13 protein-coding genes and 2 riboswitches are annotated in these 15,698 nt (G+C 41.8%); of the genes, 6 read left to right on the forward strand and 7 right to left on the reverse strand.

From position 1 onward, the window contains the following. Nucleotides 1-3: 3 nt before the first annotated feature. From BK581_RS10485 to BK581_RS10500, 4 genes are all read right to left on the reverse strand, one after another. A complete protein-coding gene (locus BK581_RS10485) occupies nucleotides 4-1,878 on the reverse strand; it encodes a bifunctional homocysteine S-methyltransferase/methylenetetrahydrofolate reductase (RefSeq protein ID WP_078578120.1) in 1,875 nt (624 codons plus the stop codon). A 42-nt stretch (nucleotides 1,879-1,920) separates the two neighbouring features. After that, on the reverse strand, nucleotides 1,921-3,105 hold the full coding sequence (metC, locus tag BK581_RS10490) for a cystathionine beta-lyase (protein WP_078578121.1): 1,185 nt from the start codon (nucleotides 3,103-3,105) through the stop codon (nucleotides 1,921-1,923). Continuing rightward, nucleotides 3,098-4,231, reverse strand: coding sequence for a methionine biosynthesis PLP-dependent protein (locus BK581_RS10495; RefSeq protein ID WP_078578122.1), 1,134 nt, complete (start codon nucleotides 4,229-4,231; stop codon nucleotides 3,098-3,100). The genes metC and BK581_RS10495 overlap by 8 nt, the downstream gene beginning before the upstream one ends. A gap of 156 nt (nucleotides 4,232-4,387) precedes the next feature. Continuing rightward, nucleotides 4,388-4,496, reverse strand: a riboswitch (SAM riboswitch). Nucleotides 4,497-4,931: 435 nt separating this feature from the next. After that, a complete protein-coding gene (locus tag BK581_RS10500; RefSeq protein ID WP_078578123.1) occupies nucleotides 4,932-5,411 on the reverse strand; it encodes a GyrI-like domain-containing protein in 480 nt (159 codons plus the stop codon). A 296-nt stretch (nucleotides 5,412-5,707) separates the two neighbouring features. Beyond that, nucleotides 5,708-5,820: riboswitch (TPP riboswitch) on the forward strand. 105 nt (nucleotides 5,821-5,925) lie between these two features. Here BK581_RS10500 and thiW point away from each other — a divergent pair. The 3 genes from thiW (at nucleotide 5,926) to BK581_RS10515 (ending at nucleotide 8,124) form a co-directional block, all read left to right on the forward strand. After that, nucleotides 5,926-6,420 (forward strand): energy coupling factor transporter S component ThiW, encoded by a 495-nt coding sequence (gene thiW, locus BK581_RS10505; RefSeq protein WP_078578124.1) that lies wholly within the window; start codon nucleotides 5,926-5,928, stop codon nucleotides 6,418-6,420. A 328-nt stretch (nucleotides 6,421-6,748) separates the two neighbouring features. Then, a complete protein-coding gene (locus BK581_RS10510) occupies nucleotides 6,749-7,654 on the forward strand; it encodes a WD40/YVTN/BNR-like repeat-containing protein (RefSeq protein ID WP_078578125.1) in 906 nt (301 codons plus the stop codon). A 23-nt stretch (nucleotides 7,655-7,677) separates the two neighbouring features. Continuing rightward, nucleotides 7,678-8,124, forward strand: a complete 447-nt coding sequence (locus BK581_RS10515) for a flavodoxin (protein WP_078578126.1) — start codon at nucleotides 7,678-7,680, stop codon at nucleotides 8,122-8,124. Between the two features lie 163 nt (nucleotides 8,125-8,287). Here the strand turns inward: BK581_RS10515 and BK581_RS10520 are convergent, their stop codons facing one another. Continuing rightward, complete coding sequence (locus BK581_RS10520; RefSeq protein ID WP_078578127.1) at nucleotides 8,288-8,794, reverse strand: GNAT family N-acetyltransferase; 507 nt, start codon at nucleotides 8,792-8,794, stop codon at nucleotides 8,288-8,290. A 313-nt stretch (nucleotides 8,795-9,107) separates the two neighbouring features. Here BK581_RS10520 and BK581_RS10525 point away from each other — a divergent pair, with 313 nt between their 5' ends. Together BK581_RS10525 and BK581_RS10530 are read left to right on the forward strand one after the other, a co-directional pair. Beyond that, the gene (locus BK581_RS10525) at nucleotides 9,108-11,570 is read left to right on the forward strand and encodes a heavy metal translocating P-type ATPase (RefSeq protein ID WP_078578128.1); all 2,463 of its coding nucleotides are present in this window, start codon (nucleotides 9,108-9,110) and stop codon (nucleotides 11,568-11,570) included. Between the two features lie 81 nt (nucleotides 11,571-11,651). Then, the gene (locus tag BK581_RS10530; RefSeq protein ID WP_078578129.1) at nucleotides 11,652-12,113 is read left to right on the forward strand and encodes a DUF2188 domain-containing protein; all 462 of its coding nucleotides are present in this window, start codon (nucleotides 11,652-11,654) and stop codon (nucleotides 12,111-12,113) included. 252 nt (nucleotides 12,114-12,365) lie between these two features. On the opposite strand, the gene BK581_RS10535 is transcribed toward BK581_RS10530, so the two are convergent. After that, complete coding sequence (locus tag BK581_RS10535) at nucleotides 12,366-13,199, reverse strand: 1,4-dihydroxy-6-naphthoate synthase (protein WP_078578130.1); 834 nt, start codon at nucleotides 13,197-13,199, stop codon at nucleotides 12,366-12,368. Next, a complete protein-coding gene (locus tag BK581_RS10540; protein ID WP_078578131.1) occupies nucleotides 13,200-13,862 on the reverse strand; it encodes a futalosine hydrolase in 663 nt (220 codons plus the stop codon). It lies immediately after the preceding gene. A 389-nt stretch (nucleotides 13,863-14,251) separates the two neighbouring features. Here BK581_RS10540 and pgsB point away from each other — a divergent pair, with 389 nt between their 5' ends. Continuing rightward, a complete protein-coding gene (pgsB, locus tag BK581_RS10545; protein ID WP_078578132.1) occupies nucleotides 14,252-15,508 on the forward strand; it encodes a poly-gamma-glutamate synthase PgsB in 1,257 nt (418 codons plus the stop codon). Nucleotides 15,509-15,698 lie beyond the last annotated feature (190 nt).

A 15,698-nucleotide genomic window follows, 5' to 3' on the forward strand; every position in this document is an offset into this window, starting at 1 on the left:
TGTTCACCTCTTTACCTGTTGCGTTTTATGTTGTCCTTGAATCAATGACTCTTCTTCACTCATGTCTTGAATGTAACGTGTTAATTCTACGGTCATTTCATAACGTAAAAAAGGTGTGATTAAATAAATATGGTTAAAATACGTTTTTGCTTCATCAATGAGCTCTTTTGCTAAAAGCAGGCCTTCCTTCTCTCCCTCTAATTTACTTTTGCCGCAAGTAGCCATACGCTTTCTCACATCATCAGACAAGATAATGCCAGGTACTTCATTATGCAAAAATTCAGCGTTACGGCTACTCACAAGAGGCATGATACCAATATAAATTGGAACGGGTAAATGTTTCGTCGCCTCATAGACGGTCTCTAACTGTGCGATACTATAAACTGGCTGACTCATAAAGTAGTCAGCACCGGCTTTAATCTTCCTTTCTAGACGCTTTACTTCCTTGTCAATATAACGAGCATTGGCATTAAATGCCCCTGCTACCGTAAACACGGTTTTTTCACCGAGGTCTTTCCCTGAAAAAGAAATGCCTTCATTTAATTGTTTAATAAATTTGATTAAGTCTAGTGACGCCATATCGTAAACAGACGACGCCCCTGGAAAATCCCCCACCTTAGCAGGATCACCTGTAATCGCTAATACATCATGAATCCCCAGTGTATGCAAACCAAGCAGATGGGATTGCAGTCCAATAAGATTACGGTCTCGGCATGCTAAATGTAAAAGTGGCCTCGCCTTTGTCTGTTGCTTCATTAATACACCTAACGATAAATTATCTATTCTGGCAGAAGCTAAAGAATTATCAGCGAGAGTTACGGCGTCAGCACCAGCCTCTTTTAACGCCTTCGTTCCCTTTAAAAATTCATCCGTTTTTGACAGGGATTTAGGGGGATCTAACTCTACAATGACTGATTGTCTATTTTGCGAGACATCTGAGAGAGGATGGGCCACATTTGGTGGTGTGACACTAACAGCAGCAGCCCTTTTTTCCTTTATTGGTTTACTAGTAACTGGCATTAATCCTTTGCTGAGGACCGTGGCCTTAATCGCCTTCACGTGGTCGGGTGTCGTACCACAGCACCCACCGATAAGCCTCGCTCCCTCCGCTACCAATTCTTCCGTCATCTTCCCAAAATAATGAGGGTTAGATTGATAGAAAAAACGACCATCCCGTACATTTGGTAAACTAGCATTTGGGTAAACAGATAAATATGTTTTTAGCGGTAAAGGCAGCTCTTCCAACGAACGGAGCATGTGATGGGGACCCATTCGACAGTTCAATCCCACCACATCAGCCCCCTCTTCTCCAAGTCTATCGAGGGCAGCCTTTAACGATATCCCTCCTTGTAGAACACCAATATCTCCAAGTGTCACTTGGGCTATAATAGGCACCTTTGTCTGTTGACGTAAATAACGAAGGATAAGACTTAATTCATCAATATTATAGAACGTTTCTAGCAATATGCCATCTACACCAGCTGTAAGCAGCACATCAGCTTGTTCTTTAAAGCTCGCTTGGACTTCTTCCGTTTCAAATTCTGTCAAGTGAACATTACTAATACCCCCGATCGTCCCTAAAACGTATGTGTGGTCACCAGCAGCCTCTCTAGCTATAGAGACAGCTTTAAGATTAATTTCCTCTGCAAGGTGTTCCAGCTGATAACGTCTCAATTTCAATCGGTTAGCCGCGTACGTATTCGTTTGAATAATATCTGCTCCAGCTTCAATATATTGCTGATGGACTTTTAACACTTTTTCAGGACGATCATAATTTAATAGTTCGAAGCAGCCATGAATGCCTTGCTGATAGAGGAACGTTCCCATCGCGCCATCACCGACCAAAATCTTTTGCTGCAAATCATCTAATAGTGCCATCTCGACTCCTCTCCCCTGTATAACAGATTGTCAGTCTACTTTTTATGATGGTACTTGTTTTTCTCGCGAGATCTTATGGAAAGCCTGCTCAAAATCCGCTATTAAATCATCTTTATTTTCTAGCCCAACAGATAAACGAAGTAGACCATCTGTAGTACCTCGTTTAGCCCGTTCGTTAGGAGGCATTGCTTCGTGCGACATTTTAGCCGGATACGATAAAATAGACTCTACAGCCCCAAGACTAACGGCAAAAACGGGTATCGACATAGCTTCAACTACAGCCTTGACAGCTGACCGGTCAGAAAACTCAAATGACAGCACTGCCCCTGCCCCTTCTGCTTGAGAGTTGTTTAACTCATAACCAGGGTGGTTCTCAAGCCCTGGATAATAGACGTGTTTAACAGTCGGATGATCGTTTAACCAAACAGCTATGTCATGTGCAGTAGCAGATGATAACGTCATACGAGCGTGCATTGTTTTAAGACCTCTCATAATGAGCCAACAATCATTCGGTCCGAGAATCGCCCCAAAGCTGTTTTGTAAAAATTTTAGCTGATTGGCTAAATCACGATCTTTCACAACTGCTAGCCCCGCCACCACATCACTATGGCCACCGATAAACTTCGTGGCGCTGTGTACGACCACATCTACTCCTAAATCTAGTGGGCGCTGTAATACTGGCGTCATAAACGTATTGTCTAGTACGGTGAGACAATCGTGATTTTTAGCCAATGTGACAATCTCTCGGATTGGCGTGATTTTCATCGTGGGATTAGAGGGTGTTTCCATATAAATCATGGCCGTGTTTGGACGTATTGCTTTTTTGACTTCTTCAACATTGGTCATATCCACAAACGTATACTCAATACCGTGGCGTGGAAGTATTTCTGTTGTGAACCGATATGTCCCTCCATAGACATCTTCTGTAATAACAAGATGGTCACCAGCAGAGAGCATCATAAAAGTGGACGAAATCGCTGCCATCCCTGAAGCAAATGCAAATGCTCGCGTCCCATTTTCAAGTTCTGCAAAAGTTTCTTCCAATGCTTGCCTTGTGGGGTTTCCTGACCGTGCGTAATCAAACGTTCCGAAGTGATCCACACTTTTCTGATGAAAGGTTGATGCTGGCTGTATCGGTATACTCACGGCTCCAGTTGAGGCATCCGTTTTATGAGAATGATGTAAAAGACGTGTTTGAATACTCAATGGTTGTCGTGCTTCAGGCATGTCTTTCCTCCTCCTTCTTTACCGCCGCAGCAAGCGCTTGATCAATATCTTCACGTAAATCATCTGCAGACTCAATGCCAACGGAAAAACGTAACAGTCTGTTACATACGCCTAACTCATTTCTCACTTCCTCTGGGACATCCGCATGGGTTTGCGTCGCTGGATACGTCATTAAACTTTCTACTCCTCCAAGGCTTTCAGCAAACGTTATTAGTTTTAAACTCTGTAGAAAAGGGTTGACCCACTTCTCATTTTTCACTCGAAAAGAAAGCATGCCCCCTCTTCCCGGATAATTCACATTAAGTACAGCAGGATGTGCCTGTAAAAAATCAGCTAGTTTTTTTCCATTCACTTCATGCTTTTCCATCCGTAAGGCAAGGGTTTTCATTCCCCTAATTACAAGCCAAGAATCGAGAGGTGATAAGATAGGGCCCATGCTGTTAAAAATATAATATAACCGTTCTGACAAGGCTTCACCTTTAGAGACGATAAGCCCTGCGATCACATCATTATGTCCTGATAAATACTTAGAGGCACTATGAATGACAATATCTGCCCCTTCTAGTATGGGCTTCTGCAAAAACGGTGTGTAAAACGTGTTGTCTACAATTAATAACAAATCGTGCTCTTTCGCTATTTGATTGAAAGCAGCCAAATCAGCTTCGTACATTAATGGATTAGTGGGAGTTTCAATAAAAAGAGCCTTTGTTGTGGGTTTTATATGTTGTTTAAAAAATTCAATATCTGTTACATCCCCATATTGAAACGTAATTCCCCAGCGCCGCCAACACGCTTCAAATAGACGATAGGTTCCGCCATATAAATCACTCGCTGCTAAGATATCATCACCACTATTAAATAGTGATAGGACAACTTGGATGGCAGCCATCCCAGAAGAACAGGCAAACCCCTGATCACCACTTTCTAATGAGGCGATCGCCTCTTCCAGCACTTCCCGCGTCGGATTTCCTGATCTCGAATAATCATAACCAGTCGATTGCCCAATCCCTTCATGTCTGTATGCCGTGGAACAATAAATAGGAAGACTAACCGTTCCAGTTGATGATTCACTGCGGTTTCCAATTTGCACAATCTTTGTTTCTAACTCGTTCGTGTCTTTACTCATTTAACGTCAACCCCTCCTTTAGTAGCATGCGATCCAACTTATCGATACCTTTGTTCCTATCCACATGTGTGGACGTTTAGAAAAGACCTCACTACGACAAAAAACCTTCTTCAAAAATAAGAAGAAGGTTGCTTAATACCATGCACTTTAGTCCTCTCCTTATCTTTGCAAGTTGTCTTCTTGCAGGAATTAGCACCTGACCGCATAAAGCCGGCTGGTTGCTGAGGTTTCTTAGGGCCTTTCCCTCCACCTCTCGTGATAAGAACGTTCTATTATATTCATTTATTTCCCAATCTAAATCTAATTGTTCCCAATTGTATCGAAATTTCTGAAAATATGCAACTCTTTTTCAAAAAATAATGCATCAATGATTTCCCACACAATTCGACTCTTTCTTCCATCCCTTTTTAATTGCTTCCTATTCGAAACACGTACACGCCTTTTTTTCATAACCGTCTTTCATTAATTAAGAGACGGCTCAATAAAGAATTTTCAGCTGCATGATGCCATGAAGCCTTTCGCCTCATTGCCTCTTAACACGTTGCTGATCCTCCGAGGGGCCCATCTTTCACCACAGCCTTTTCTTAAATACAATCATGTGATAGATGATTTATTATGGTTCGCCTGTTCGTGTTAAATATTCACTCAAAAAAACTAGGAGATTGCTTTGACAACCTCCTAGTTTTACGAATGATAGGTCTTACCTGGCAACTGGGATATGAATCTCAAAGATCGGTTCATCAACTAATATTTTTTCGGCGTTATGAAGCTCAATCTTCAGGGGAATGTCATCAAAAGCGTCTATGTCTTCAGGCTTCAATGGCGTCAGACCTCTTTCTATTAACTCTTCTTTAATTTCCTTATACGTCTCACTAATATCTTTATCTTTTCGATGTTTATAAATAAGGTAATCACCTTCAGGAATAATCCGATATGTCATGCCACGGGGCACATCTGTGCCATTATCTACTTCCCAGCCACCGATGTACGTAAAACCATCTCTCCTGTCATGGGTAGACACTCCGATAAATTCATGGGGATTTACTTTTCCTTTGATGTCTTCTATTCGTTGTTTAGCTTCATTGATAACTGGGTGTATCTTTCCTTCAGCTGCTTCCTCAAATGTCCCTGCCCACTCTAACCCGATAATCAATCTCTCACGCATACCTCTTATTTTCATTTTCAATCCCTCCTACCAGTTTATAATAATTGTCGTTTATTCTTAATGTCTTATTCTTTGTTGTGATACCGCCCCTGTATAATGGGGGCTTGTCAGACTCTCTTTCCCGCTAGTTTTCTCTTCTACACTTTGTATTTTATCTTGTTTTCTCTCATAACACACGTACTTATTCTTAAATATGATGATTACTGCCTATGTATCAATCCCATTACTCAAGTATGATCTCAACAATATAGGGACTAAATTCTCTCTTTAATTGACTTTTAAGAGACGTTTGATACAATCTAAGAAACTAGATGAACTACTAGGGGTGTCCATAAATTTTGGACTGAGAGAAAGGTAAAAACCTTTTAACCCTCATGAACCTGATCTGGCTCATACCAGCGTAGGAAAGTAGTCACGTAACAGTAAACACGCATGTTTATGTGACCAGAGCCAGGTTCTTTCATCGTCATGAGAGGACTTGGTTTTTTTAGTCCTTTCATCAATTTAATTTTAGGGAGAGGCTCAACACATGACACGAACTTACAAATTAACATTAATGGCTATGTTGATCGCCATCGGACTAGTGGGAGCTATGTTTATATGGTTTCCTGCTGGTGTAGCGCGAGCATTTCCTGTCCAGCACGCTGTGAACGTCATCGCCGCTGTCCTTTTAGGACCTGGACCAGCCGTCTTGATTGCATTTGCTATTGGGCTATTACGAAACCTCTTAGGGATAGGGACATTGCTTGCTTTTCCGGGAGGAATGGTAGGGGCCTTATTAGCTGGCATCGCCTACCGGACTTTTAAGCATAAAGGTGCTGCTGCTCTAGGAGAAGTAATCGGAACAGCTTTCATTGGCTCACTTTTAGCTGTCCCTATCGCCCATATATTCTTAGGTCAAGCTGCCGGTGTATTCTTTTTCGTCCCTGGCTTCTTTGTATCCAGTATTTCTGGCGCTTTATTAGCATGGATTATCCTCTCACGTGTCCCCTCTCACAAATTACCTCACTCCTTTAAAAAATAACCTTATATTACTCTCATAAAGCTAAGCTTCAATCAGTGGGATTTTCCCTTCATCCCCCACTGATTGTTAGTTTAACTTTATGGACCTTTAGGGGCAGTTTATCCCCACCTTTTCTTAAGTTTTCAGGTGGGGGGTTTACTGCCCCTTTAGAGTGGGATAGAAAGTCCTGTAGGCAACAGGGCTTTTTATATGTATTTTCTTGCCAAGTACCGACAAATAAAAGGTGTCCCCATTACACATGAAAGACAATTACAAAAAAACATTGACAATGATAATCATTCTCAATAAAATCAATACTAGGCTAGTTATTTGAGATGAGGTGACCTTATTGCGTTTGTCTGACTGTTTTGAAGGGGCTACGGCGGTTGTTAGCGGGACAAACAGCGACTATTTCCTTGCTGTTTCCGATGGCATTTTACACATTACGAAAGAAGGCATTCATGAGAAAGCATGTGATGTAAAAGAGCGCATTTTAGATTTAACATCACGTGATCATATTATTGCCGGCTCTGGTGATGCTGGGAGATTTATTATTAGTTTAGACGCAGGACGTACATGGTCACATAAAAAACTTCCTACCTCGGCTTCTGCTTGGAGTATATGTATAAACTCAGCACACATGATCGTCACACACAGCAATTATCAACTTTATCTATCATTCGACTACGGTGACACATGGCAGACATATCAACCCTTCCAGCTCCTCGGCCAAGATCAACCAGCGATCCGCTCCATTTGCATTGATGGATCAACGCTTTACCTGGGCACAAAAATCCATTCCCGTTACGGGGGCGTATGGTCTGTTAATTTAACGAATCATCACGTAAAGCGACTCAAACATGATAGACGTATGATTGCCTCACTACTAAAGCGTGATAACACGCTCATATGTGCTGCTGGTACTTGCCGAAAAAATTTAGGAAGCGTTGATTTTGCCCAACTAGCATCACAAAACACCTCTAGCATAACTTGGAAAACGTGCCACGCTACAGTAAAAGAAGCATGTTATTTAGACCTTTCTGAACACAACGGGTACCTTTACACGACTACTTCCCACGATAAACAAGGCTTAAGCCACGTGGCGAGAGTCTATCTTTCTGAGCAGAAAATAGTACCATGTACACGGATTCACGGCCACGGTTGGCGTGTTACAAATCACGAGGATCGCTTTCTCGTAGCAGGGCTTTATGAATCATTATTTTCAACGTCTTACATGCCCCAGCATGTTCATTAAATTTCTAAAGGAGTTGTTTACTAATGTCCAAAGTATTACTCGTATTTGCAAGCATGACAGGGAACACGGAAGAAATGGCTGATATTATTGAGAAGGGCTTAAAAAATGCCGGTCTTGAGGTAGACAAACAAGATGTCATGGATACAGAAGCAAGCGAAATGGACGATTATTCTTATATCATACTAGGTGCTTTCACTTGGGGAGACGGTGAATTACCTGATGACTTCTTAGATTTCCATGAAGAAATGGAAGAGATGGACCTATCGGGAAAATCATTCGCTATTTTCGGATCTGGTGACACGGCTTATGAAGTTTACTGTGGCGCCGTCAATATATTAGAAGATACGGTTAAAGAATGCGGCGGTCAAATCGTAACGGACAGCTTAAAGGTTGAGCTATTCCCTGATGATGAAGATATTTGTCTTGATTTTGCAAATAAATTCGCTCAAGCAATTGAACAAAAAATTTAAGCTACTGCCTCAAACATAACGATAATGCGAGGATGTCTCTTTAAAGCTACATTTCTACTACTCGAAGGAGACATCCTCATGTTAATTTTTAATCAGTTAGTTATCCAAATTGGCATTCTCGCTTAAAGGCATACCAGAAACCCGAGGCGTCTTTAAGATGTCGCTAAATTTCTCGACAATATCGGTGAGACACAATGTTCTCCTCCACTGCCGACTGATATGTTTTTTGATCGTGCTGTTGGCGAAAGCCTTTCGCTTCATAAAAAGGAATCCCTTTATCGTTATTCTTCATAACAGAAACCCATTGCCATTTCGCACCTTGCTGTTTATGCCAATCTGTTAATCTTTCTAAAAGTTTCGTTCCGATTCCCTCATGTCGCCGGCTTGGATCGATATAAAGCACAAATACTTCTCCCGTCTCAGCACTTGTCATCCCACCACCAATTGCACCTACGACCGCTTCCCCTTCACATGCAATGATCCATCCTCCCCACTCATCACTCGTTTCATTAATTTCGTTAAGAACTCTCTTCTCATTATAAAATGTTTGAATCGTTCTTTCGATATAGTTATGATCACATAATTCCCTGTATGTGGTTCGATAAGCTTCCGAACAGACAGTAACTATTCCAGACACATGCTTCGGCTCTGCCAGTTGTATCGTCAACATTCCATCTCTCCTCCTTGATTTATCGTGAAAGATTCATAACTTGATCACTTATTTCTATTCTTTCTTTTAAATAATAGCATTTGAGTATCAAACATCTTCTAAAACAGTAGCATACTTTTGATTTTATCTCTGCTCACCGTTTTTATCCATTAACAACTCCCTCCCCATGTCAAATATTTTAAAATTTTAAAAACAATTTCTTTTATACCTTACACGGGTATGGTAAACTGACATTGTAAGTTCTTTTAATTTTCAATAACTATTGTTACTATATCAACACATACCCTATGATTTTTACAGGAGGCATCAGAAAATGACCGATAAAAAACAAGATTTTTTCGTACGAGGAATGACATGCGCCTCTTGTGTCGCTCGCGTGGAAAAAATCATCAATCGAAAAGAAGGCGTCTCCTCAGTCAGTGTCAACTTAGCTACTAACCAAGCTCAAGTGATATATGACCCAGAAATAGCGACTGAACAAGAGATTGTTAACGCTATTCATAAAGCTGGCTATGAAGCGGAACCTAAGGCTGATCCGACCGAAAAGAAATATAGTTATTCGGTGAAAGGGATGACGTGTGCCTCTTGTGTATCTCGCGTTGAGAAGGTTATTAACCGGTTAGATGGTGTTAAGGAGGCCAGTGTAAACCTTGCATCGAATCAAGCGCAAGTAACTACGTCAGACCCGTCTTTCAATCCACAGAAGGTTGCTGAAAAAGTAACGAGTATTGGCTATGAGTCAACTTTACTGGAAGAAGAAACACCGCAACTAGCTGACGACCCTCACGAACAGGAAGCGGCTAAATTAAAGCGAGATGTGGTCAGCGGGGCAATCGTCACCACCATCGTGCTTATTGGTAGCCTGCCACACATGATGCCCCACATAAGCGGTTGGGTGCCTGATTGGATGGCCAATCCTTATTTCTTATTGCTTCTTACAAGTTATGTCCAACTCGTCCCCGGGTGGCGTTTTTACAAAAATAGTTATAAAGTATTAAAAAATAAGTCGGCAGATATGAACGTGCTCGTGGCAATGGGGACAACCTCAGCGTGGGTATACAGCGGAGCTATGACCTTATTTCCTGAAACCTTAACAACGAGGGGATTTCCTTACCAACTTTATTACGATGTCACGACCGTCATTACCACATTAATACTTCTAGGCCGCTATTTTGAAGCTAAAGCAAAAGGAAAAACATCCACTGCTATAAAAAAATTAATGAATATGCAGGCTAAAACAGCTAGAGTTGTGACGAATGGCGAAGAAGTAGACATACCAGTGGAACAGGTACGAATTGACGACCTTATCGTTGTGAGACCTGGAGAACGTGTGCCAGTTGACGGGATCGTGATAAAGGGGTACTCCGCTGTGGATGAATCAATGTTAACCGGTGAATCTATTCCCGTTGAGAAATCAAAAGATGATGAAGTCATCGGTGCTACGATCAATACGTCTGGTAGCTTCACTTTTAAAGCAACAAAAATAGGAAAAGATACCGCCTTGGCCCAAATTATCCGACTTGTCAATGAAGCTCAAGGTTCCAAAGCCCCGATTCAACGAACGGTGGATATCATTTCAGCTTATTTCGTTCCAGCTGTGGTGATTATAGCTACGTTATCAGCTATCATTTGGTACATGATTGGACCTGAGCCTTCCGGTATTTTTGCCTTAACGACGTTTATCGCCGTTCTTATTATTGCCTGCCCTTGTGCGCTCGGATTAGCAACACCTACAGCGATTATGGTAGGCACAGAAAAAGGGGCTGAAAATGGGGTTCTTATTAAAGATGCTACAAGCTTGGAAAAAGCCTATAAAACAACGACGGTCGTCCTTGATAAAACAGGCACGATTACTGAAGGAAAACCGACCGTAACTGATATTCTCACGAGCCATTCATACAGTGAAGATCACTTATTAACGATTGCGGGCTCAGTTGAAACAGCCTCTGAACATCCGTTAGGGGAAGCAATTGTCCGTCATGCAAAAACGAAACAGTTACCATTAGCGGAACCTGAAAACGTAAATGCTATTACGGGATTAGGCATTGAAGCTTCGGTAGATGGACAACACATTTTGATCGGCAATGCTAAATTAATGCGCGATCACCAAGTGGATTTTACCGAGTTACTTCCTCGTGCCGAACACTTAGCTAATGAGGGAAAAACACCGATGTTCATCGCTATAGATGGCATGAGTGCTGGTATTATCAGTGTTGCCGACACAGTCAAAAAAGACTCTATTCAAGCGATTAAACACATGAAATCATTAGGTTTGGACGTGGTCATGATAACTGGCGATCATCATAAAACAGCACAAGCTATCGCCAACGAAACAGGTGTGGATCGGTTTATCGCTGAGGTTTTACCTGAGGATAAAGCGAAAGAAGTGGCGGCCCTTCAAGCTGAAGGGAATGTGGTAGCCATGGTTGGCGATGGGATCAATGATGCGCCAGCGCTCGCTCAAGCAGATGTAGGGATTGCCATCGGCACAGGAACGGATGTGGCGATGGAGACAGCTAATATGACACTTATGCGTGGAGATATTATGAGTGTGGTGACAGCACTACGCTTATCTCGTTCAACAATGCGGATGATTTGGCAAAATCTAGGTTGGGCATTCGGATATAATGTTATCCTTATTCCAGTTGCGGCAGGTGTGTTTTATCCGTTCTTTGGCTGGTTACTCAACCCAATGATTGCTGGGGCCGCCATGGCTTTCAGCTCCGTATCAGTCGTTTTAAACACTCTTAGACTCCGTTCTTTTAAATCTCTATAACGATTCACCTCCATCCACTGTTGTTTAGCTTCCCACCAAATGTGGTAAAGAAAGGACAACAACGTGATGGAGGTGTTTCATATGCCATGGGATACAAACGATTATCCTGACTCTTTAAAAAACCTAAAGACGCCTATTAAGAAAAAGGCGATAGACATTGCCAATGCTATGGTTGATGAAGGGTATGAAGAAGGCCGCGCCATTCCAATCGCAACAGAGCAAGCTAAAGAATGGTACAGTCACGCCAGTGAGAAAGAGATTAAAGAGATAACATATAAACGTGATAAAGATTTAAAAAAGCGCGATGGTGACAACCACTCATCTTCCCGACCCGAACTGATGGAAAAAGGCGAACACGTTTATCCGCATGAAAATGGCTGGGCGGTGCAAGCGGAAGAGGCCAAGCAGCCGTCTGAAGTCTTTGAGAATAAGCAAGAAGCCATTAAGCGAGCTAAAGAGATAGCTGAAAATAAACAAACACACCTCGTTATTCACAAATCTGACGGTGCCATTCAGGAACGACAATCATATGATATTCAGTAAGAAAGCCGACCTTCTAGTCATATAAAGCTAAGCTTCAATCGGTGGGAGTTTTCCTTTATCCCCCACCTAAATTAAGTTTTGAGGTGGGGTTTTACTGCCCCTTTAAGAGTGGGATAAAATTGATCAAAGTAGTAGTAGATTATAGGGGGATATTTTCTCCTAGAAAGCTTAATTAAAACAGCGTGTGGGAATCTCATCCACACGCTGTTTTATATATTCCCTGCCCGTCTCACATAACGGCAATCTTCAATTTCAATCCCTAAGCCTAGCTAAATCACATTGAGGTACAACCCCTTCAGCAGCAGCTCTACTTAACAGGGATTCAATAGCAGCATAACCATCCTCACCTAATTTTTCCGTAAACTCATTGACGTATAAATCAATATGCGATTTCGCCACATCCACTGACATTTCGTCTGCGTGACCCATAACATAGTCCATTGACGCTTCTGGATGTTTCCAAGCATACTCTACAGATCGGCGTATCCATTCGGTAATCTCTTCTTTTTTTCCTAATGACCTTTTAGCAATGATCGCCCCTAATGGAATCGGCAACCCCGTGTCTTCTTCCCACCAGTCACCTAAATCCACCATCATTGTTAAGTCGTACTGTTTGTATGTAAATCTAGCTTCATGTATGACGAGGCCCGCATCCACTTTACCAGTTTTAACAGCTGGCATTATTTCATTAAATGGCAGCACAACCACCTTACCTATTCCATGGGGAACATTTTGCGCTGCCCATAACGTGAACAACATAAAAGCAGTTGACTTATCACTAGGAACCGCCACTGTTTTTTCAGACAGATTAGCAGCGTTATCATTCCCCTTCGTCAACACTAACGGGCCACATCCCCGACCAAGTGCGCCTCCGCATGGAATCAACTGATAATCACTCAACACGTACGGTAATGCCGCATACGAAATCTTCATGATTTCAGGCCCCTTATGAGCCATTGCCCAATAATTCGTCTTATCAATATCAGCATACGTCACGTGAAGTTCAGGTGCACCGTTAATAAGTCCATTCACCCATGCATGAAACGTAAACGTATCGTTAGGGCACGGTGAAAAAGCGATGTTCATTTATAAAACCTCCTTTAAGTGCTTACTGACGTGTTCTAATGAACGAAGGGCCACATCAAGCCGCCAAGCTGATTTATCCCTCGGCCCTACTAAATTTGAAATCGTACGTATCTCTAAAAATGGCACACTAGCAATATGAGCAGCCATTGCCACTCCAAACCCTTCCATCGCTTCAGCCACAACTCCCGGCACTCGTTTTTCCAACTCATTCAATGTTTTAGCTGTCCCAGTAACAGTGGACAGTGTCGCCACGGGGCCACTATGGATAGAAAACGTGCATCGTGTGTTAAGCTCTTGAGTTAAACGCTCACCCATTGCCTTGTCACTTCTCAGTGCCGACTGGCCAAATCCTAATTCTTCAATCGGTTTAAAGCCATCATCGCTTTCCGCTCCCAAGTCTGCTGCCGTTATGTCGGTTGCAATGACAGCATCTCCAATGTTTGCCTTGTTAGGGAATCCACCGGCGACCCCCATATTAATCACTACGTCATACGAATGTTTCGCAAGGAGATTAGCTGTATTAACCGCAGCTGTTACAGCCCCAACTCCTACTGTTTGCACGTCTATATTTAAGGTGTTTTTGTTTTGAATCCCTGATAAAACAGCATTTTTTTCTGCATCTACCGAGGTGACTATTAACACATGCTTGGCCAATTGTTCCATATGATAACTCCTTTTACTGAGACTCTTTTTAGTTTATCAATAAGGCATGAAAGATGAAAGTTTTGGCTCTATTATGTTTCTGTACGGCCTTATTTGGAGTCATACCACTCTCCTGTCTCAGTTCCGTTATACATCTCTAATTGAGTAACTCGCATTCTTTTATATGGAGGTAAAAAATAGACAACACAGAAACTAGCCGTAAAAAACAGTTATCATTTTGTGATCTAAATGTAAGATTCTCATCTTTTTTTAACGGGTATAAGGATTAGTAGTTTTTTAAGCTACATCATTTATGAGGTTTAAAGTAAGCAAACGGCCTGTGCTCACACGTCCTTTTATAATAATCAGACCAACAGATCCACGCCGCTGACTAACTAGGAGGTACCACTATGAACGAATTCATCTATCTGTCTATTTTAGCAGGAATCGTCCTTTTCATAGGAATACGTGAACGGAGAAAATTAGACAAAAATATTAATACCATTCCCACCCGCATCCTCGTGAATGGCATTCGAGGAAAATCCACCGTCACGAGATTAATTACCGGTATTCTAAAAGAAGATGGGCAGCAAGTAGCCGGAAAAACGACCGGCACGTCTCCCCGGTTATTTTATTGGGACAGTGAAGATGAAGAACCTATTACCCGCAGTTTGCAAGGCCCAAACATTTCTGAGCAAAAAATGATGGTAGATAAGGTATCTAAACGAAAAGTAACGGCCTTTGTGTCGGAATGTATGGCAGTTAATCCCGACTACCAAGATGTTTTTCAAAAGCGATTTGTAAAAGCTAATATAACTATTATTACGAATGTTATGGCCGATCATCTAGATGCTATGGGACCGACTATCAATCAAATCGCTGAAGCATTTGCCCGCACGATCCCGAAAAATGGATACTTAGTCGTCCCTCCCACCACTTTTAACCGTTATTTTAAAAAGGTCGCTGAAAGTAGGGGAACTAAGATGGTCGTAGCGGATGTTGCTTCAGTAGAGGACGCGTACTTAACACAATTTCCTTTTATGATGTTCGCTGAAAATGCGGCAATCGGGCTAGCTGTCGCTGATATTCTCGGTGTAAAACGGGAGGTGGCGTTACGCGGGATGCTTCATGCACCTGTAGATCCTGGTGCAATGAAAGTCCATCAATTCGGCCATGAAGAAGCCCCAAGCTTTTTCTTCAATGGCTTCGCTGCTAACGATGCGACCTCAACACTTAATATATGGCATAAGATTTTGCAACAAGATTATCCACACAATCATAAAACTATTATTATGAACTGTCGGGATGATCGTATTGACAGAACAATTCAATTTACAGAAGATGTTCTCCCTCATTTAGAAGTAGATTCATTAATACTAACAGGGAAAAGTGTTGCCCCTATCGTTACCGCCTATGAAAATGGGACACTGCCTATTAAAAAAATTATTAATTTAGAAAAACAATCGACTGAACATGTATTGGAAAAAATTAGACAATTACCGGAGAAAAGCCTTATATATGGAATTGGCAACATTCACGGTGGAGGTCAAGAGTTAGCAGAAGGTATTGAACAATTTGAGAAAGACACTTGTGACCTAGCTGACACAATGACAAGCAGTAATCACACTTCATTATCGTCACTGAAAAAAGATAAAGCGTTCGTCTAACGTTGTTTTCACAGATAAAACAAAACTTCAATCAGGACATTATTATCCGTTAGCTCCCTCTAAATAGATGTGGCTCTCCTCTCTATTTTTAGCTAGAAGCTTTACGGGCCTTTATCTGTAGTAAAAAGACATTCTATCATTATCTTTAATTATGACATTTCATAGAGATTGAGAAATACGCAACCTAAGG

The sequence above is a fragment of the Salipaludibacillus agaradhaerens genome, from assembly GCF_002019735.1.
GTDB lineage: Bacteria > Bacillota > Bacilli > Bacillales > Salisediminibacteriaceae > Salipaludibacillus > Salipaludibacillus agaradhaerens.